The organism is Paenibacillus sp. UNC451MF (assembly GCF_000686845.1).
Classification (GTDB): domain Bacteria; phylum Bacillota; class Bacilli; order Paenibacillales; family NBRC-103111; genus Paenibacillus_S.
This window is the reverse complement of sequence record NZ_JMLS01000004.1, coordinates 351,542-372,556: the sequence shown is the minus strand read 5'-3', so window position 1 is coordinate 372,556 and position 21,015 is coordinate 351,542. Positions and strand designations below refer to the sequence as shown.

Annotated in this window: 18 protein-coding genes; 16 read left to right on the top strand and 2 right to left on the bottom strand. The window is 44.8% G+C overall.

Going from position 1 to position 21,015, the window contains the following annotated elements:
* Window positions 1-20 precede the first annotated feature (20 nt).
* Entirely contained in the window at window positions 21-491 is a 471-nt protein-coding gene (locus BP97_RS35715) for a MarR family winged helix-turn-helix transcriptional regulator (protein ID WP_036745653.1), read from the bottom strand.
* A gap of 166 nt (window positions 492-657) precedes the next feature.
* On the opposite strand from BP97_RS35715, the gene BP97_RS0109190 reads away from it, so the two are divergent.
* The 3 genes from BP97_RS0109190 (at window position 658) to BP97_RS0109180 (ending at window position 5,453) form a co-directional block, all read left to right on the top strand.
* On the top strand, window positions 658-3,114 hold the full coding sequence (locus tag BP97_RS0109190) for a S9 family peptidase (protein WP_028548846.1): 2,457 nt from the start codon (window positions 658-660) through the stop codon (window positions 3,112-3,114).
* Between the two features lie 14 nt (window positions 3,115-3,128).
* Window positions 3,129-4,937, top strand: coding sequence for a glycoside hydrolase family 35 protein (locus BP97_RS0109185; RefSeq protein WP_028548845.1), 1,809 nt, complete (start codon window positions 3,129-3,131; stop codon window positions 4,935-4,937).
* A gap of 219 nt (window positions 4,938-5,156) precedes the next feature.
* Window positions 5,157-5,453 carry a hypothetical protein gene (locus tag BP97_RS0109180; RefSeq protein WP_051620465.1) on the top strand — a complete coding sequence of 99 codons (297 nt, stop codon included), beginning with the start codon at window positions 5,157-5,159 and terminating at the stop codon, window positions 5,451-5,453.
* A gap of 119 nt (window positions 5,454-5,572) precedes the next feature.
* Here the strand turns inward: BP97_RS0109180 and BP97_RS0109175 are convergent, their stop codons facing one another.
* Window positions 5,573-6,310 (bottom strand): metallophosphoesterase family protein, encoded by a 738-nt coding sequence (locus BP97_RS0109175; protein ID WP_028548843.1) that lies wholly within the window; start codon window positions 6,308-6,310, stop codon window positions 5,573-5,575.
* A 190-nt stretch (window positions 6,311-6,500) separates the two neighbouring features.
* Here BP97_RS0109175 and BP97_RS0109170 point away from each other — a divergent pair, with 190 nt between their 5' ends.
* From BP97_RS0109170 to BP97_RS0109110, 13 genes are all read left to right on the top strand, one after another.
* The gene (locus BP97_RS0109170; RefSeq protein WP_028548842.1) at window positions 6,501-7,742 is read left to right on the top strand and encodes a PucR family transcriptional regulator; all 1,242 of its coding nucleotides are present in this window, start codon (window positions 6,501-6,503) and stop codon (window positions 7,740-7,742) included.
* Between the two features lie 115 nt (window positions 7,743-7,857).
* Complete coding sequence (gene ald, locus BP97_RS0109165; RefSeq protein ID WP_028548841.1) at window positions 7,858-8,970, top strand: alanine dehydrogenase; 1,113 nt, start codon at window positions 7,858-7,860, stop codon at window positions 8,968-8,970.
* A gap of 42 nt (window positions 8,971-9,012) precedes the next feature.
* Complete coding sequence (gene alr / locus BP97_RS35710; protein WP_051620464.1) at window positions 9,013-10,203, top strand: alanine racemase; 1,191 nt, start codon at window positions 9,013-9,015, stop codon at window positions 10,201-10,203.
* 5 nt (window positions 10,204-10,208) lie between these two features.
* Window positions 10,209-11,219 carry a serine hydrolase domain-containing protein gene (locus BP97_RS35705; RefSeq protein ID WP_051620463.1) on the top strand — a complete coding sequence of 337 codons (1,011 nt, stop codon included), beginning with the start codon at window positions 10,209-10,211 and terminating at the stop codon, window positions 11,217-11,219.
* A gap of 243 nt (window positions 11,220-11,462) precedes the next feature.
* The gene (locus BP97_RS0109150) at window positions 11,463-12,233 is read left to right on the top strand and encodes an HAD-IIA family hydrolase (RefSeq protein WP_028548840.1); all 771 of its coding nucleotides are present in this window, start codon (window positions 11,463-11,465) and stop codon (window positions 12,231-12,233) included.
* Between the two features lie 45 nt (window positions 12,234-12,278).
* A complete protein-coding gene (locus BP97_RS0109145) occupies window positions 12,279-12,833 on the top strand; it encodes a glycerol-3-phosphate responsive antiterminator (protein WP_028548839.1) in 555 nt (184 codons plus the stop codon).
* A gap of 166 nt (window positions 12,834-12,999) precedes the next feature.
* Entirely contained in the window at window positions 13,000-14,694 is a 1,695-nt protein-coding gene (locus tag BP97_RS0109140; RefSeq protein WP_028548838.1) for a glycerol-3-phosphate dehydrogenase/oxidase, read from the top strand.
* Between the two features lie 16 nt (window positions 14,695-14,710).
* On the top strand, window positions 14,711-15,472 hold the full coding sequence (locus BP97_RS0109135; protein WP_028548837.1) for an MgtC/SapB family protein: 762 nt from the start codon (window positions 14,711-14,713) through the stop codon (window positions 15,470-15,472).
* Between the two features lie 363 nt (window positions 15,473-15,835).
* A complete protein-coding gene (locus BP97_RS0109130; RefSeq protein ID WP_028548836.1) occupies window positions 15,836-17,149 on the top strand; it encodes an ABC transporter substrate-binding protein in 1,314 nt (437 codons plus the stop codon).
* A gap of 80 nt (window positions 17,150-17,229) precedes the next feature.
* Window positions 17,230-18,120 carry a carbohydrate ABC transporter permease gene (locus BP97_RS0109125; protein ID WP_051620477.1) on the top strand — a complete coding sequence of 297 codons (891 nt, stop codon included), beginning with the start codon at window positions 17,230-17,232 and terminating at the stop codon, window positions 18,118-18,120.
* Between the two features lie 11 nt (window positions 18,121-18,131).
* Complete coding sequence (locus tag BP97_RS0109120) at window positions 18,132-18,962, top strand: carbohydrate ABC transporter permease (protein ID WP_028548834.1); 831 nt, start codon at window positions 18,132-18,134, stop codon at window positions 18,960-18,962.
* Between the two features lie 42 nt (window positions 18,963-19,004).
* A complete protein-coding gene (locus tag BP97_RS0109115) occupies window positions 19,005-20,135 on the top strand; it encodes a hypothetical protein (RefSeq protein WP_051620462.1) in 1,131 nt (376 codons plus the stop codon).
* A 14-nt stretch (window positions 20,136-20,149) separates the two neighbouring features.
* Window positions 20,150-20,866: a glycerophosphodiester phosphodiesterase gene (locus BP97_RS0109110; protein WP_028548832.1), complete on the top strand. Its 717-nt coding sequence runs from the start codon at window positions 20,150-20,152 to the stop codon at window positions 20,864-20,866.
* The last annotated feature ends 149 nt before the right edge of the window (window positions 20,867-21,015 follow it).

Genomic DNA, 21,015 nt, shown 5'->3' with positions numbered 1-21,015 from the left:
GTTCACCTTCCTAGACGACTTTAAGCATTTTCTTTGATGTTGTTCATTTGTTCCTCGTCGATCTCATGAATACGCGCTGCGTTTGTGCCCATTTTTTCCAGCAAAATCAGCGCCATTTGCTTCTCCTCCTCCGTTAATCCATGTGATATATGATTTCGCCAATCGGTTAGGACTGACCTGACTTCGTCTTTAATAAGCAGTGCCTTTTTCGTTAAAAAAACTTGATAGGTCCGCTTGTCCTCATCTCTTACTTTTCTAATGACATAGCCTTGCTCTTCCAGCTTTTTCAAAGCTTTGGCAGTAGTTCCTTTATCGATTTTGAGGTGATTGGAGAGCTCCTCTTGACTGAGGCCATCCTCTCTATAAAGTGTGTTTAGAAAAATGTGCTGCCCCCGGCCAATATCCAGGTGCTTTAACCGGTCACCTATGTACATATGACCATATCGATACAATAGCGAGACCCAGCGGGGAATTGTGCTTTTATAATCCATCAGTGGTAGACTCCTATTCTCGATTAATAGTTGCATGCGCCACTATTATAACGATTAATATATTCGTTGTAAATGCAACTTTAAAATCATCTATTTACCATACGATAGCTTGAATGATATATTATTGGCGATGTGACTATTTTATACCATATAGAGGAGATTGTTAATGAAGAGCCCACTGCTAAAATTGTTCTACGTACTGCTTGTTGTCGCGTTGTTATCGAATATCGTGACGATTGCAAGCGCTTCCGAAAAGGAAGGGCCGATTCAAGGGTATCGGGATGTACCAAAGGACCACTATGCTAGTAAAGAGATCGCGATGCTGTCTCAAAGAGGGATTATTCAAGGAAACACCGATGGGTTATTTAAGCCTGATGATGAAGTAACCAGGGGGGTTACGGCACAATGGTTAAGCAAAGCTTTGAAGCTGGGTTATCCCGCTTCACTGAAAGGATTTACGGATGTTCCTGAGAAAAGCGAATTTGCTGTTGCCATCAATGTGTTAGCCGAGAAAAAGATCATTCAAGGTGACCAAGGACTATTCTCACCGAATGCGCCCTTGACGAGGGAACAGATGGCCAGCTTGCTGGTACGGGCTTTTCAACTGAAAGATAACGGCATGAACGTCTTGTTCAAGGACGAAGGTATCTTGAGTGATAGTCATTATAACGATGTCATACGTTTAAAACAGTACTTCCTTACGAATCAAGTCGAGTTTATGCCCAAGGATAAAGTCACTCGCGCACAGCTGGCGCTGTTTCTCTACCGGGCGATTATGATAGGGGAAACCGAGTCTGGCCAGGTTCCGTTAGAAGATTTTTTGCGGGGCTCAGACTTGGGCAGTTACGAAGTATCTCCTGACGGAAAATATACGGCATTCCTGAAGCAGAACGATAACCAGCAGCAAATATTTGTTTACAAGAAAAATCAGGACAAGAAGGATGCAGTTAAGATCACCGATATAAAAGATCGAAGTATCGTAGACTTCACATGGTTTAATAACGATACGATTTTGTATATGACGAATAAAGGCGGTGACGAGGATTACCACCTTCATTCGATTAATGCCGACGGATCTTCGGATAAAGACTTAACGCCGTTTGATAACGTGCGGGCGGAGTACTTGGAGAATATGTCCTATGATCCTTCTCATCCCAATGATATTTTAATTTCTATGAACAAGCGAAACCGAGAGCTGTTCGACTTGTTTACTCTTAATGTCAAGACGGGTGAATTCCAGATAATGGAGGGTAATCCCGGCAATGTTACACGCTGGATGACGGATTTGTATGGAGATGTCAGACTTGCTGTTGCTACGGATGGAATCGACAAGAAGATATTATACCGCGACTCAACGTCACAGAAGTTTGAACCTATATTAACCGTGAAGTTCGGTGATGAATTCAACCCGATCATGTTCTCTTTTGATAATACCCAGCTATACGCTTTATCCAACATCGGTCGTGATAAGCTTGCTCTTGTCAAATACAACCTGAACACGAAAACCATAGGGGACACGATCTACGAAAACCCTGATGCCGATATAAAAGATATCATCGTATCTTATAAGAAGCGGGCTATTCTTGCGGTCAAGTATGAAACGGATAAAGTATACTATGCATATCTAGACAAAGAATACGAGCAGCTGAGAAAAGAAATAGAGAGCCAATTGCCGTCAAATCAGCAATTCGCCATTGTCGGCAATCCGTTACCCGAGACCAAAGTTACACTGCGATCATACAGTGATAAATCGCCGGGGGCTTACTATTTTTACGACCGAAAAACGAAGCAACTGGAGAAGTATGCTGACATTAAGCCGTGGATTAAGGAAGAAGATATGGCTGAAATGAAGCCTATTTCATACAATTCTCGCGACGGGTTAACGATTCATGGCTATTTAACCATGCCGAAGAATGTAGGACTTCAAAATTTACCTGTTGTAGTTCTCCCTCATGGTGGACCTTGGTCACGGGATTCATGGGGATTTGATCCGGAGGTCCAACTGCTGGCGAACCGTGGCTATGCTGTCCTGCAAATGAATTTCCGCGGGTCGACGGGCTATGGTAAACAATTCCTGAACGCCGGGAATAAGCAATGGGGTCAGGCGATGCAAAATGATATTACCGATGGAGTTCAATGGTTGATAAATTTGGGAATTGCCGATCCTAAACGAATTGCGATTTACGGCGCATCCTATGGAGGTTATGCCGCACTTGCAGGTGTGACGTATACACCCCAATTGTATGCTGCAGGAGTCGATTACATGGGACCGTCCAGCTTATTTACTTTCCTTAATTCCATGCCGGCTTACTGGGAACCGGATCGTCAGATCATGTACCAGCAGGTAGGGGATCCTAATAAAGACAAAGAAATGATGGAAGCAAATTCACCGCTTCTTCATGTGGATAAAATTCAAGCTCCGATTTTATTTGCTCAGGGTGTCAATGACCCTAGAGTGAACAAGAAGGAGTCCGATCAAATGGTCATGGCCCTTCGCCAGCGTGGTATCGACTCCAATTATATGATCAAACAGGATGAAGGACACGGATTTTATAAATTTGAAAATCAGATAGATTTTTACAATGCACTTCTTAAATTCTTGAATATTCATCTTAGCAAATAAAAGGGGCTGATGGGATGACTGTACGTTTTGAAGCTGTCGGTAATCAATTTATGCTCAATGGAGAGCCAATCCGTATCATTTCTGGAGCAATCCATTATTTTCGTGTCGTCCCAGAGTACTGGAAGGACCGGCTGTTAAAATTAAAGGCATGCGGATTTAATACGGTCGAAACTTATGTTGCATGGAACGTTCATGAACCGGAAGAAGGGCAGTTTTGCTTTGAAGGATTGGCCGATCTGGTTCAATTTATTCAAGTAGCTGGAGATCTTGGCTTGCACGTTATCGTTAGACCGAGCCCGTATATTTGCGCCGAGTGGGAGTTCGGAGGGCTCCCTGCTTGGCTGCTCCGTTATAGTGACATACGTTTGCGCTGCTCGGATCCCCTGTATTTAAGTAAAGTGGATGCGTATTATGACGTTCTTATTCCTAAGCTGACGCCTCTCTTATGCTCGAACGGAGGTCCGATCATTGCGGTACAGATTGAGAACGAGTATGGAAGCTATGGCAATGACAAGGCTTATTTGGAATATCTGCGTCAGGGATTGATTTCTAGAGGCGTTGATGTTCTGTTATTTACTTCTGATGGACCAACGGACTCCATGCTGCAAGGCGGTACGCTGCCTGATGTACTAGCAACCGTAAACTTTGGCTCTAAAGCGATGGAATCGTTCGCTAAATTTCGCGAGTACCGTGCAGATGAACCCCTGATGTGCATGGAGTATTGGAACGGGTGGTTCGATCACTGGATGGAGAAGCACCATACTCGAGATGCGGCAGATGTTGCTGCGGTATTGGATGAAATGCTGTCAGCAGATGCATCCGTGAACTTTTACATGTTCCATGGCGGTACTAATTTTGGCTTCTATAACGGCGCTAATCATATCAAGACCTATGAACCAACCGTTACAAGTTATGATTACGACTCGCCGCTTAGCGAGTCAGGAGAGCCGACGGAGAAATATTATGCTGTACGTGAGGTTCTTCAGAAATATGTGGATATTCCGCCAATTTCTCTGCCTGAGCCTATCCTTAGGAAACGGTATGGAGAAGTAAGGTTAACCGAATGCGCGATGCTGCTCCAGCAATTGGATTCGCTGACGAGTAAATCGTCTGGAATCAATCCACTGCCAATGGAGAAGCTAGGGCAGAACTATGGATTTATTGTTTATTCCACATGGGTATCAGGACCACGTCATGGACAGGACCTGCATTTGCAAGATGTGCATGATCGTGCTCAGGTGTTTATGGATGGGAGCTATATCGGTTCCGTGGAGAGATGGAATCCGCAGCCGATTCGTGTCCATGTGCCTGAATCAGGAGCACGACTGACAATTCTGGTGGAAAATATGGGCCGTATTAACTACGGGCCTCTGCTTAAGGACTATAAGGGAATTACAGAGGGTGTGCGTCTCGATAACCAATTTTTATTCGGCTGGGACATGTATCCACTTCCGCTATCAAAGCCAGTGGAGCTGGACTATGCACCAATTGGAAAAATGAATGTGATATCAAACGAACCTGCTTTTTATAGAGGCACCTTTGAAGTCGATGCCGCTGCGGATACATTTTTACGGCTCGATGGTTGGAAGAAAGGTGTCGCCTATGTGAACGGGTTCAACCTGGGGAGATATTGGGAGCGAGGGCCTCAGAAAACTTTATACGTACCAGGACCGCTTCTTCGATCAGGAACGAATGAGATTGTTATCTTCGAACTGCACGGAGCAATCGATCCCGTTGTGAGCTTGGAGGATCTCCCCGATCTAGGTTCAACAACTGCAGTGGAGCAGGAAATTATTAGCTTCAGCGATACGGAGGAAGTGTAGCAACAGCCATTTACAAAAGACTAAAACCCTGCCATTGCGGCAGGGTTTATCATGAAATGGAAATCATTTCAACATTTCTTGTTGATATTTAGCACATTATGCCATAAAATGTAGTTATTGAGCATGTAATTATGAATACTTAATCATGAAGCAACTATCCCTACTATAGGGTATGGAGCTTTTTTTATTGCTCAAAATAGTTATTTAAGGGGAACTCACGTGGAACCGAATGTAAACCAGAATCTTGGTTATCCTACACCAGGATACCAGCAACAAGTGGCACCCGCTATATCAGTAAAGGATTGGATGCTGACGATCTTAATTATGATCATCCCACTTGTGAACATCATTATGTTATTTGTTTGGGCTTTTGGAGGCGGTACGAATCCTTCTAAAGCAAACTATGCTAAAGCCAGTCTTCTTTGGGCTGCTATCGGTATTGTTATTTATATCCTCATTGCTTTCCTTTTCTTGGGGACAATTATGGCCGGTTTAAGTCGAGGCATGGATTACTAGAAGTTTAATGGCAAAATCTCTACACACCGCAAGCTGGCGCCGTTCTTCAATTGGCGTCAGCTTGTTTAATTCGTCTAAGTTTCCCACTTCGTGAAGAGTTTGAAGTTTTCCTTACACCGTCAGGACTTTGATTCAACCGAACTAACATGGTACGTACGGTATTCTTTACCCTCCAATATCTCAAGGCAGTTTAGCTGCATACCATAAGCACAGCCTCCGTCTATGCCTATTTTATCTCCTCCGAACCAGATATGAGCCGTATCATGCATGTTAATTGCCCTTGTATGACCAAATACGACGGTTTTCTCCACGATCGTAGGTTTACTGTAGAATGGGTCACGAATCCATAGGAAATCAAGCAGAGGCTGCTCCTTCCAATTCGTATATTCTGGATTAATACCGGCATGAACATAAATATGATGTTCATCTTCGTAATAGTAAGGGAGCTGATTTATAAAGTCGAGGTGATGTCCAAACGTATCTTGAATATAGGCTCTTGCCGCTTCCAGTCTGCGCTCATCGTAGGAACCATTCCATAACAGGGTTTCACTGCAGTAACTGCTCAATGTCTGATGTCCGCCATACTCAAAAAAACGCTGGGTAGCGTGCTCATTTGCCTCATTGGCCATGACTTCAAGAAAACGTTGATCGTGGTTTCCACGCAGAGCGATGGCTTGTCCAGCTTCTACCATTTCTATCACTTGTTCGACCACTTCTTTACTATTAGGACCGCGGTCAACGAAATCGCCGAGAAGTATAAGCTTGTCTTGTCCCGAATTGTATCCGATGGTCTGCAATAATTCGTTAAACGATGCATTGCAGCCGTGAATATCGCTAATAACTAATGTTCTGTTCAAGGAGTATCATTCCTTTCTTAGCAGCTCAGTTGATGATATCACTTGTATTTACACTTTCCTTTATGGAAATTAACTATATATCCCTATCCTCAACTTCTCAATATATTTCTTTCTATTGATTACAAAAGGGAAGGTGCTTTACAATGAGGAAGAAATTTTCTAATACGATGTCCGGGGAGCAAGAAGCCGTATGCCAATGGAGAAAGACCCTTTTGACCGACATTTTGATAGTTTTACCAGCTTGGCGGACATGATTTGTGATACTCTTCATTGTCCGATTACGATAGAGAATGCGAACCATCAGCTTATTGCATACAGCTCTCACAGTCCCTATACCGATCAGGCTCGCATCGCGACGATCGTCGGCCGACGTGTACCTGAGCAGGTTATCAGTGCATTGTGGAGAAACGGAGTCATACAGAAGCTGATGGAATGTGAGGAACCCGTCAAAATTGAGGCAGTGCACGATGTGGGGTTAGGTGATCGAATTGCTATTGCCATCCGTAAGCATAACGAAATTCTCGGCTATATATGGGCCATGGAAGAGAACGAACCGTTAGGACCCCACGAGTTCGCTTTATTGAAAAGAGCGGCTCAAGCCTCCAAGCATCTGATGCTGCAGCTGCAAATTCAGAAGCGCAAAGAGGAAGAGGGGCAGCAAAATTTATTCTGGCAGCTGTTGACTGGACATTTGAAGTCCCCCGGCGCCATTAAAGAACAAGCAAAGCTGTTTAATATTTCACTTCCATCCTCGTTTCAAGTGACAGTGTTTCAATTTCAACAGGAAATTACAGACTCTTTGCTTCAACGCATACAATACATGATTACGACTACACAATCTGTAAAAATTGTGCTTCATGTTGTTGATGGATTCCAGCTTATCTTGTTGACATCATGGAGATTTTCCCGATCGGAAGCAGAGCGCGACTATTCAAGCTCCGGATTTATACGTGAATTTATGAAACAAATGAAGGAAAGATTCGGTATCGCTCCCATCGATGGAGCTAGCGGAAATGAATATGAGGATTTCACTGTAGTTGAAAAAGCTTGGCAGGAAGCTGTATCGGTATTAGAACTGAAGAAGCGATTTCCTGACGCATTGCAGGAGGTTCATCAGCATCGGGAGCTTGGATTTTACCGGTATTTACCGATGATGCTCCATACAGATGGAGCCCCTCTATACGAAAATAACAGTCTGCGTAAGCTCCATGGGTATGATAGCGAGCATAACAGCTGTTTGATTGAAACCTTGGATGTTTTTCTGAATCATGACAGCAGCTTGAAGGATACAGCCGATGCGCTGCATATTCATATCAATACTTTGAACTATCGTTTAAAGCGTATTGCAGAAATAGGCGGAATCGATATGAAGAATATGGACCACAAAGTCTCTTTGTATCTTGATCTTAGGCTGATGAAGCTTTCAAAGTAATCCATTTGTTGGATGAATACAAAAGCTAAAGCAAATTTTCTCATTTTTATACAAAGTCAAAGCTTGTTAACCGTACTATAATCCTCAATAGAAACATATTTGGGGAGGACTTAACATGAGAATCGGCATACCAAAAGAAATTAAAAATAATGAGAACCGCGTCGCCATTACACCTGCAGGAACTGCGGAGCTGGTGCGAAGCGGCCACGAGGTTTGGATAGAGAAGGATGCTGGAATTGGAAGCGGTATCTTAAATGAGCAGTATGAAGCTTCCGGTGCTAGACTCCTTGAACGAGCCGAGGATGTATGGGCGGCAGCCGATATGATTCTCAAGGTAAAGGAGCCTCTCCCAGAGGAATACCGTTATTTCCGGCCCGGTCTTGTCTTATTTACTTACTTGCATCTTGCAGCGGAACCGGGACTAGCTATGGAGCTAGTGAGCAAAGGAGTTACTGCAGTTGCTTACGAAACGGTGCAGATAGGCAGGACACTCCCTTTGTTAGTACCAATGAGTGAAATCGCAGGCCGGATGTCTGCACAAATCGGAGCGCAATTTCTAGAAAAGCCTCATGGTGGCAAAGGCCTGTTATTAAGTGGCGTGCCAGGAGTTAAGAAAGGCAAAGTCACGATAGTAGGTGGGGGAGTCGCAGGAGTTCATGCCGCACAAATCGCTGTCGGGTTAGGGGCGGATGTTACGGTCATCGACTTGAATTCGGAACGACTTCGTTACTTGGACGATTTATTTGGTCCGCGTATTCAGACTTTAATGTCCAATCCAGCTAATATTGCCGAAGCAGTTGAACAGTCTGATTTAGTCATCGGAGCGGTTCTGATCCCTGGAGCTAAAGCGCCGAAGCTTATCACAGAACAGATGGTGAGGACGATGGGACAAGGCTCAGTCATTGTCGACATCGCTATCGATCAAGGCGGCATCGTGGAAACGGCCGATCGGACAACGACACATGACGATCCTGTATACATCAAGCATGGAGTACAGCACTATGCGGTAGCGAACATGCCAGGAGCCGTTCCGAGAACCTCTACGTTCGCATTGACAAACGTTACTCTGCCTTATGTGGTGCAAATGGCTAATAACGGGGTGAAACAGGCGATTCTCGATAATGCGGCTCTTGGCAGCGGGGTTAATATTTTGGGAGGATGCGTTACGCATCGGACCGTAGCCAAAGATCTTCGATATGACTATGTTCCCGTAGCCAATGCTATATAGTCCTTAGTGGACTTACCGGAAGATGAGGGAGAACGAGGGGTTATGTATAGCTATCGGGATACGCGGGTTGAAGTATCGCTGGATGCAATAGCATCCAACGCATCTTGGTTTAAACAAAGCATTGGCTCATCGTGCAGGCTAATGGCAGTTGTCAAAGCGGACGGATACGGTCACGGTGCAGTGGAAACTGCCAAAGCCGCTATTGAAGCAGGCGCAGATTATTTGGGTGTCGCTATCGTTGATGAAGCGATCCAGCTTCGTAGAGCGGGAATCGATAGTCCGATTCTTGTGCTGGGGTATACTCCACCGCGCGCAGTCGAAATGGCGATTCTTCAACGAATCGCTTTAACTGTCTTTACAGAAGAGGTGCTGAATCATATTATAGATTGCTCTAATCGCTTGAATAAGATCACAATAATCCATATAAAAATGGATACGGGCATGTCACGCCTCGGTTTGAAGGATGTGAGCGAAGCGGCGGCACTGATGCTTAAAGCGAGCCAAAGTCCATTCGTCCTCATAGAAGGTATATTTACTCATTTTGCACAAGCGGATCATGACGATATTTCCTATACGCAAACTCAGTTTGAAGCTTTTACAACGATACTTAGCCAATTGGAACGAGAAGGATTTCATATCCCTATAAAGCATTGCTGCAATAGTGCTGCTGCTCAGCGCTTTCCACATATGCATATGGATATGGTTCGAATTGGCATCAGTCTGTACGGCTTGTTGCCATCTCCCGGTATGAATAATGCTGCTTTAGGCCTTAAGCAGGCTTTTCAATTAATAACGTCTGTCGCCTCAGTCAAAAAAATGGCTGCTCAACAGCCGATTGGATACGGGGGGACTTTCAGCTCGGAGCGGGAGAGCGTTATAGCAACCATTCCTATCGGCTATGCCGACGGTTTTTCTAGAGCTTTATCCAATGTGGGCTCAGCTGTCGTAAATGGACGGAGGGCTGCCGTCGCAGGCAGGATTTGTATGGATCAGACTATGCTCGATGTAACAGATATCGAGGATGTCCGGGTAGGTGATGAAGTGATATTATACGGAGGGACGGGAGAGGCATATATCTCTATAGATGAAGTGGCTGATTTACTTCAATCCATTAATTATGAGATCGTATGCATGGTTGGTAAGAGAGTCCCAAGGCTATATCTTCGCCAAGGGCGTATTGTCAGCTATTCTAACCCTACTTTAGATAGTATATCCTGTAGAGAATGGGAGTGAACCCGTTGACCGATCAGTTATTGGAGAGCAAGCTTGTTGAGCAATTTGATGCTTATGCCGAAGCGCAGCAATTCAGTGGTACGATCCTTGTAGCCCAAGAGGGGCATATTCGTTTTGCGAAAGCGTATGGATTAGCTAACTGTGAGCATGAAGTACCGAATCGCATGGATACCAAATTTCAAATTGCTTCGATTACGAAGCCTATCACCGCAGTAGCTGTACTTATGTTGGCTGAACAGGGACTTATTCATGTTCATGAGCAAGCACTTGAATATCTCCCCGAATGTGCAGGGCAGGGGCTTGACTCCCGTATTACGGTTCATCACTTGTTAACACATACTTCGGGCATTCGTGACTTTGAGAAGCTGCCTCAATTTGTAGGCGGGCAGGAGAAGTCATTATACGAAGGCCTTGATATATTGAAGCTGATTCAGCATGCTCCCCAGGAATTTGAACCGGGTACAAAGTGGTCATACTGCAACACAGGCTACAATTTGTTAGGAGTACTCATCGAGTCCGTTACAGGTATAAGTTACTCCGACTTCATCGCTCAACAGCTATTAGTGCCTCTTGGAATGCATTCAACAGGTTTTGGATGTTCAGGAAGTATCGTGCACGGACGGGCAGACGGTTATTCGCTCAATGAGCAGGGGACACAAGTTAAAGCCCGATTCTTTGAGCTTGGTAACTTCAGCGGCTCAGGCCATATGTATTCTACGGCGGAAGATTTGCTGAAATGGGATCAAGCATTGTATCCAGGTCAATTGCTTTCCGAGGAGCTGCTCCGACCGATGTTCATGCCTCATGCTTTTGTGGATACAACAAGGCATTACGGATACGGATGGTCCCTATACGGCACAAGCAGAGGCCATGGTGGCTGGCTGCCCGGTTATTGGTGCAAATTCAGGCAGTATCCAGAGCAGAAACAGGTCGTTATTATGCTCTCTAATCAAGACTACTCCAAAGAAGAACGAATTTTGGATCGAACAGAAGCACTTCTTAAGGAATGCCTTTGAATTTGCTCAAATAAATAATCATTGACAAATGAATAAAGCGGTCTTATAATTCAATTCAATGCATTGATATACGGTAGGTTCGAGTAGATGGAGAAACCCTTATCCGTAATCATGCCCTTCTAAGAGGAGGGGTGTGTTTACTGTTGATAGGGGTTTTTTGTTATTGTATGAACGATTCGAATCGTACTTTCCGCGCGGATACCGGAGAAAGCTTTTTATCTTTTTAAAAGCGAGGAAGATGAGATGAAGGGGTATATTTTTGATCTGGATGGTACCGTTTATTTGGGTGACAAGATGATCGAGGGTGCTGCTGAAACGATTCAAGCTTTAAGGGAACGGGGAGATAAGGTGGTCTTCTTATCTAATAAACCGATTGCGACAAGACAATCGTATTCCGATAAGCTGACAAAGATGGGAATACCGACAGAGGTTGAGGATGTTTTGAATTCATCTTTGATAGTCGCCCGTTATTTGAAAGGAAAGCTTCAGCCTGAAGACAAGGTGTACGTGATTGGCGAACAGCCGATTCATGATGAGCTGAGGGAGCATGGAATTCCAATCACAGAGGATAGCGTCAAGCCTGATTATGTGGTGTTGTCCTGGGATCGTCAATTCACCTACGATAAGCTGAACATTGTATACCAAGCAGCAGTAAGCGGTTCCAAGATTATTGCTTCCAATCCGGATGCTACCTGTCCCCTCGATAGCGGACAAATTCCCGATACCGGAACCTTTATTGCAGCATTGGAAGCGGCGACAGGTAAGTCGATCGACCTGGTTGTAGGCAAACCGTCTCTCATTGCGGCGGAGGCGGCAGTAGAGCATTTGGGCTTACAATATGAGGACTGCTACATGATTGGAGACCGTCTGGAAACGGATATTAAAATGGGTAACGATGCCGGTATGGAATCGGTACTAGTATTAACCGGGGTGGCAACAGCCGAAATGGCTGCAGCATCACAGTATAAGCCTAAGCATGTGATACCAAGCATCAAAGAAATCGTCCGCCTCTAGACGAATCATGATATAATGGTTTCACCTGTAGAAAGGGGGAGACGAATGTATCCGATCGTCGATTTGGTCGAACATCAAACTATTGCGGCCGTACAGCGAGAAGAAGACTTAGAACTCGCTCTGAAAAGTCAAGCGAACATTATTTTTTTGCTGACTGGCTCCATCTTCAACATCAAAGATCTGGTGGACAGAGTGAAAGCGTCGGGTAAGCACGTGTTTCCTCATATGGAATTTATTGACGGCATATCCCCCGATAAGAGCGGGGTTACCTATATGGCGCTAAACATTAAACCGACTGGCATCATTTCTACTAAAAGCAACTTGATTCGGGTAGCCAAGGATTTGAAATTAATGGCCATACAGCGTATTTTCCTGATAGACCGTAGCGCAGTGGCTAGAGGCATTAAAGCCGTAGAGCAAAGTCAACCGGATGCGATAGAGGTTATGCCGGGCATAATGCCCCGTATTATCCGAGAGATGACGAACATGACACCGCTGCCAATCATTGCCGGTGGCCTGGTTGGCAACCAAGAGGAGATTGATGAGGCGTTAAGAGCCGGAGCGTTAGCGGTGTCAGCCGGTACCTCAAATTTATGGTAGCTGATTGAATGGTTAATTAAATAATCAATTGCAGCCAATTCAAAGTGGGATGAGACAAAGGAGAAACCTCTTTGGAAAAGTGCGACCGTGATGATTCCGGTTGTTCTTTTTCATGGGGTTTTTCTTTTTACCCATAAGATTGTAAGTATCACTGGAGGTGAAATTATTGAACAATCATGAATCCTTTTCGGCAACAAACAGAACGGCTGTATTACAGTCGATGGCAGAAGCTGAGTTGGATTTGCTCGTCGTCGGAGGTGGCATTACCGGTGCGGGAATTGCATTGGATGCTATCACACGCGGAATTAAGGTGGGTGTGCTTGAGAAGAACGACTTCGGTTCGGGTACAAGCAGCCGATCAACGAAGCTGATTCATGGCGGATTAAGATATCTCAAACAAGGTGACTTTAAGCTGGTGCAGGAGGTCGGCAGGGAACGGGCTATTTTATACAAAAATGCTCCGCATCTCGTTATTCCAGCTCCCATGCTGCTGCCTGTATATAAAGGAGGCACTTATGGGTATTTGGCGTCCTCCATTGGTTTGTATATTTATGACTGGCTGGCTGGAGTTGCCCGAAAAGAACGAAGGAAAATGCTGAACAAGAAAGAAGTTATGGAGAAGGAGCCTCTGCTAAAAAAAGAAGGCTTGAAGGGCGGAGGATTGTATTACGAATACCGCACGGATGATGCGCGCTTGACGCTGGATATAATGAAAACGGCTTCAAACCGCGGTGCGTTAGCTGTCAATTATACAGAAGCTAAGAAGTTCATCTATGAAAACGGCCGTGTGGCGGGCGTCGAGGTACATGACAGAATAAGCGGTAAACGGGTCAGTATCCGGGCGAAGCACATCGTGAATGCGGCAGGTCCGTGGGCCGATCAAGTGCGCGACATGGATGGCTCGCTGAAGGGTAAGCGATTGTTCTTGACCAAAGGGGTGCATTTGGTTGTCGATTATCACCGGTTACCGGTGCATCAGTCCGCCTATTTCGATACACCCGATGGTAGGATGGTATTTGTCATTCCTCGTGGAGACATCACATATGTTGGTACGACCGATACGGCTTACTCCGATTCTATCGACCAGCCTAGAACGACGCAAGAAGACCGGGATTATCTCATACGTGCTGTCAACGCGATGTTTCCGGCTATCAAGCTTACCCAACAAGACATTAAATCACATTGGGCAGGGCTTAGACCTCTTATTTATGAGGAAGGCAAGGGGCCGTCAGAGCTTTCGAGAAAAGACGAAATCTTTGTCTCGGACAGCAAGCTGATCACGATAGCCGGAGGGAAGCTAACTGGGTTCCGCAAGATGGCAGAGAAGGTTGTCGATCTGGTTGCCGATCATTTGAGCAAGGAGAATGGCAAGGTCTACCCTGTTTGTTCGACGGATCAAATTACGATCACAGGCGGAGAAAAGAAGGATGGTTTGAGTTTTGCTGAGTGGAAGCAGGAAATGCTAAGGGCGGGAGTGACGCAAGGGGTAAGCGGGTCGACTATGCAGGAGTGGATCGATACTTATGGCTCGAATGCGATGAAGATACTCAAGTATTTGCCAGACGCCAAAAAGTATAACGTTCCGGCTAATCTGCAATGGCTCTATGCCCAATTGTCTTATTCCGTGGAGCAGGAGATGACCGTAACCGCATCCGACTTTCTGCGCTTACGGTCGGGATGGTCTTACTTTCAGCTCTCCAAGGCGGAGAAATACCGGAATATGGTCGAGAAGATGATCAGTGATTTACTGGGTCTGGACTCTCGACAGCAGGATATGCAGTTGGAGCTCCTGAATCAAATGTTTCATACCATTCACGAGCTGCCGACAAGCGACAAGCTAATGCAGAAAGCTTCGTCGTAGGAGAAGGAGTCGAAACATGAACAGTATTTGGTATATCTCACATTTCGACCTTACTTTGCGCATTCTTGCTGCTGCTGGAATGGGAGGCTTGATCGGATTCGAGAGGGAGTGGAGCAATCATGCTGCGGGGCTTCGCACCCATATCCTCGTCTGTATCGGAGCTGCAGCTATCATGCTGCTGTCCATCTATGGATTCGGAGAATTTGCTGTTGAGCCGAATGTTAGGATGGACCCTGCCCGGTTGGCGGCTCAAGTTATAAGCGGTATCGGTTTCTTGGGAGCAGGGGCAATATTGCGTACCGGATCAACCATATCCGGTCTGACCACTGCAGCGTCAATCTGGGTCGTGGCTGCAATAGGACTCTGTGTAGGTGCAGGATTTTATTATTGTGCTGCACTGGCTACTGTTATGGTATTTCTAAGTCTATTCGCTTTGAACAAATGGGAGAGACATTTAATGCGCCATCGTAGAAACCAGGAGGTGATCATCAAAGTATTTGATCGACCGGGTGTTATGGGGAAAATTTCTACGGTATTCGGTGAACAAGGCATTCAGATCGTTACGGTCAAAATGAAATCCGAGGAGCCTCAGCAAACTGAAGATGGCTCCATCCCTATCATGGAGCTCAAATTCAGTGTGAAAACTACAAGCTCAGAAAAGCTGATGTTAGCCATCCAGACCATCTCGGCACTAAGTGAGGGTGAGATTATTTCCCTCGAGGCTTCGCCTTGGAAAATAGCGGGAAATTTAGAAGCTACAAGAACTCAAATGATGTAATTGGATGTTAAGGGAGAATATTCTTGTAAGTCATCTGGATTAGTGGTATCATTAATAATTTATTAACATTTCAAAGGATTGACAAGCTTTATAGCGTATGGCATACTTTTTTTTGTAAGAGGTTGTTACACAGTATCATACATCATACTCACTTGGGTGCGGAGATCATGAGATAATCCAAGGGACAATAATCTTGCCTGTATGTATACGTACAGCAAGTGTCTCTTGATATTCTTGATGGTCTTTTTTTGTCTGCATTTTCCTATTTTTTGGAGGAGAGACCCGCATCGCTAGTTGGTACTGAGACCTGTTGTAAGCCTTTTCATAAATAAAAAGTAATGAAAACTGAGAGGGGTATTAAGAATGAAACATAAGAAATGGTTATCTTTGACGGTCATGGCAGCGCTGTTCGGTTCTGTCATCGGGTGCTCCAATTCCAATACAGGTGCGAGCGATAAAATCGAAGATGCAAAGGCAGCAGCGGAGGATAATTCCCCGATTACGATACAATATTGGCATTCTCACTCCGATGAACAAATGGCCGGTGTGAATTACATGATCAGCGAGTTTAATAAAAAATATCCGAACATTACCGTCGAGCCAGTGTTCCAAGGCGGCTATACGGATCTTCATAAAAAATTGCAAGCAGCGGTTGCTGCGAACGATGTTCCTGCCGTAACGAATGTCGAAGTATCAGCATTGCCTAACTTTGCAGATGGTGGCGTATTTGCTGACTTGGGTCCTTATATCAAGCGTGACAGCGTTGACTTGAACGACTTTTCCAAGGGTATGCTGCAAGCCTATGCCTTTAAAGATAAGCAGTATGGGTTCCCGCTAATCGTAAGTACAAGCGTTATGGTATACAACAAAACGATGTTCGATCAATTGGGTGTTAAGCCTCCTCAAACCTGGAGCGAAATCGAGGAGTTCAACAAGAAACTGACAGTCAAGGAAAACGGTAAAACGACACGGTATGCGTTCTCAGTTCCCGGTTGGGATACATGGTATTACGATCCTTGGATCTCCAACGGCGGCGGGACCATTTTGACTAAAGACAACAAATCGGGCTTCGACCAACCGGATAGCCTTCGTTGGGCTCAAAACTTCCAAAAATGGATTAAAGACGGTTCAATGCAAATGGGTTACGGTAAAGGCGCATCCGACGTTATGAGACAAATGTTCCTTGAAGGTAAAGTAGGTATGGTTCAGCACTCCTCTGCAATCATTAAAACTTATGTGCAAAATGCCAAGTTTGAAGTGGGTGTCTCCTTTATTCCTGGTGATAAAGAGAGAAAATCTCATATCGGCGGCGCAGGAATTGTGCTTATGAATGGTGCAAACGCGAAACAAAAAGAAGCTGGCTGGAAATTCTTGAAGTTTATGGTTTCTGCTGAAAACAACGTTAAATGGGCTGACTTCACAGGATACTTGCCAACTCATAAATCAGTAGTTAATACAGATGAAGGTAAGAAATATTTCGAAAAATGGCCGCAATACAAAGCTGTATTCGAAAACTTCGACAACGTAGCTCCACGGATTCAACACCCTGCTTACCCTGAATTCAGCGAAAAGTATAAAGAAATCGTAGGTAAAATGGTGTTAAATAACGAAGATCCTGTACCTTTGTTGAAAGATTCGGTTAAAGGCATTAACGAAATTATAGCTGATTATAAGTAAGCCCCGAAAGGAGCAGCACAATGAAAGAAACAGAAAGCACAAATGTAAACACGAGGGTTCAAACGGTTGCCAAACCGGGTATGAAGCGCTCCACTTATCGTCTACTGGAGGGGTTGAAGGATTTTTCCTTCGCCCTGCCAGCTTTGGCGTTTCTGGTTATATTCATTTATTATCCGCTATTGAACTCGTTCTATTTAAGCTTTACTAACTGGAATATGACGAAGCCTGTAAAGCAATTTGTAGGGTTCGATAATTATGAGAAGCTTCTTACTAATGAAACATTTTACAACGTACTAAGAATAACGTTTACGTACACGGTCTTAGATGTTGTATTGACCTTGGGAATCGGGCTTTTGTTAGCGCTATTATTTAATGTATCATCCCGTTTCTTCAACTTCTTGAGAATGCTGATTTTCATGCCGCACTACATTTCCATGGTTATTGTGTCTATGATCTTTCTTTGGATCTTTAACTCACAGTATGGCTTGATGAACGAGCTGTTAGAGCTATTAGGAGTAGAAAAGGTGCAATGGCTGCAAAATCCGAAAACCGCGCTGTGGGTTCTTATTACCGTATCGGTGTGGAAGGGCGTAGGCTTTGCAATGATTATCTTTATCGCTGGATTACGCGGTATTCCGGTTGAGTACTACGAAGCTTCAAGTATTGATGGAGCCAGCAAATGGACGCAGTTCTGGAATATTACGCTTCCGCTGCTGTCTCCGATTACACTGTTTCTTGTCGTCACCAACTTTATTTCTTCGATGCAGGTGTTCCAATCCGTTGATATTATGACCAATGGTGGACCTTTGGAATCGACCAAAGCGATGGTTTACTGGATTTACACGATGGCTTTCTCTGAATTCAAAACAGGTAGAGCGTCTGCGCTGGTCATCATTTTCTTCATCATCATCGTACTGTTGACTATGGTGCAGATGTATGTCTCCAAGAAGAAAGTTCATTATGAAGGGTAGGTTATAGATCAATGACGAAATCACTAGGGGTAACCACCCGTTATACTGTGGCAATTCTCATTACGATTCTTATCTTTTTTCCGGTTTACTGGATGCTGGTTACTGCTTTGAAGTCACCACATGAGCTTCGACTTGCGGTACCGACGTTTTGGCCGGAGAAATTGATGTGGCAAAACTTCTTTCAAGCTTTTAACGCCATCCCGTTTTGGAGGTTTGCTTCCAATACCTTGATTCAGACGGCAGGGATTATCTTCCTTCAAATCAACATTGGACTTATGGCAGCCTATGCTTTTGCCAAAGGGACTTTTGCAGGAAGAGAAAAGCTGTTTATCCTTGTACTGGCTGCGCTGATCGTACCGGATCAAGTAACATTTGTACCTGTGTATGTCATGATGTCCAAACTGGGGTGGATCAACACTTTTTATGCGTTAATCATTCCACACGCAGCCTCGGCTTATGGAATATTCCTGCTGCGTCAAACGTTCAAATCCATCAACAATGATGTTATCGAGGCGGCCAAGGTGGATGGAGCGAACCGTGTACAAATTCTTTACCGTATTCTGACGCCAATGGCTTTTCCTACGGTGATAACATTACTGGTTATCAGCTTTATCCATAGCTGGAACTCATACTTCTGGCCTCTGGTTATGACAAACTCTAATCAAATGCGTGTGCTGACAGTCGGTATCGCCATGATGAGGGATTCAATCGCAGGTAACGAAGCATTAAACTTCCATCTGTTGATGGCAGCAAGTGTAGTTGTCATTTTGCCGATCGTGTTGGTGTTCATCTTCGCTCAAAAATATATTGTGGCGGCCATGGCCAATTCGACCTTTAAGTAATGGGGATCGTATCCCGCAGAGGGGAACAAGGAGGCTGTCATTTTGAAGCATAAAGCAGTTATGATTGTACTATCCGGTATGCTATGTTTGACAGCAGCCGGCTGTCAGTCGTCAGCAGCAGGTAATGCCAAGAAAGCACCAGAACAAGCGGTATCCGTAGATTCGAAAAAGCCGGACGAAAAAACCGCAGCGAACAACGGAAAAATAACACAGGAAGAAGCTGGCATTAAAATCCGTATAGATTTTCCGGAAATTAAGCCTTTCTTGCAGGCAGCAAAGCAGGGGCCGATCGTTCCGGCTTTAATGCAAAAAGCGGTTCCTCAGGGAATCGGATTTATTGAAGAAAAAAATTGGATTCTCATCAGTCATTACAGAGAAGGTGGCCTTCCTAGCCTGTTGTCGGTAGTGGATGCCGGTACCGGGTCGATGGTGAAAGTAATGGAGCTTTACAAGGAGGCCGACAAGCCTTACACTGGTCATGCCGGGGGCGTTACGGTCAGCAAAAGCCATGTATGGATTTCATCGGACAATCTTGTCTATCAGCTTAATCTAGAAGACGTGATTAATGCCGGGAATGATACGAAGCTTACATTCAAAGGCTCTATTCGTACGGACACAAGGGCATCCTTCACTACATATAGTGATGGCGTTCTGTGGGTGGGCGAATATGCCAATGGCAAGGATTATCCAACGGAAAAATCGCATTATATGAACAATCGTGATGATAAGGAATATAAAGCATGGACCGTAGGCTTCAAGCTGGATCCACAGACTGATTTGCTTCCTGCCAATAAGGCAGCGAAAGCCAATACGCCAGTAGTACCGGATTATATTTTATCCATACCGGACAGCGTTCAAGGGATGGCGGTCTTAAAGAATAAGATATTGCTGAGTCAATCATCTGGACGCAATGCCGCTAGTGCATTAATCCAACAAAAAAATGTGCTGGCTGAACAGCCTCACACTAAAGTGGTTATCGGCACTGAATCCGTACCTGTATGGTTCCTGGATTCAAAGAACAAGCCGGAAACGATGCCGATTCCACCGATGTCTGAAGGAGTCGTTTATTCGAAAGAGACGCTATACCTATTGTTCGAGTCCGGTGCGAGCACGTACAAGGCTTCATCCAGCTATGCGCTGGATCGTATTCAACTGTTGACAATGACCGATTAAACAGGAGGATGAACATGAGTATCGTCGGATTGGCACATCGCGGGTACCCTAAGAAATACCCGGAGAATACGCTTGTTTCATTTCAAGCTGCATTGGATCTATCTTACAGCCATTTGGAGTTAGATGTGAATTTGACGAAGGATGGTGTTCCGGTCGTCATTCACGATCCTACAGTAAACCGTACGACCAATGGGAAAGGGCTCGTTCTCGACTATACGTGGGAAGAGCTTCAGAAGCTGCGGACGAACGCTGAACAATCCATTCCGACTTTGGAACAGGTGTTAAGCTTGGCTAAAGGAAGAGCCAGAGTGGACATTGAGCTGAAGCAAAGCGGCAGCTTGTACACTGGAATCGAAGAAAAAGTACTTGAAGTGATTAACGCTTGCGATGTTCAGGATCAAGTATTTGTAACCTCGTTCGATCACTATTCCATTCAACGGATGCGTCAACTATCCAAGGATATCGAGGTGGGGCTCGTCATATATGGTGCGACACCTTCGATTTTCGACTTTGCCAAGGAGATCGACGCTAAGTACATCTCTGTCAAATATATTTATTTAACCGATGATTATGTACGTTTGTGCGAAGAGAAAGGCATTCAGCTTATTGCTTGGACCATTGATGCTGAAGCAGATATGCGTCAAATACGTAAGCAGTACCCTGGTGTTTGGGTATGCACCAACGAGCTGGAAAAGTGGAAAGCGTGTTTTCTGGAGACGGCGTCTAAATAAAAATGTATTAGACAGGGCTGTTTTGTAAGCAACTTATCGTTGTTTGCGAAATGGCCTTTTTTTGCGTTCAGGCAGGTGTAGATCGTAAGATTTTAAACCTTTTTCAAGAGATTACTCCATTCTTTTCGCCTTGGTCCGGTTATACAATG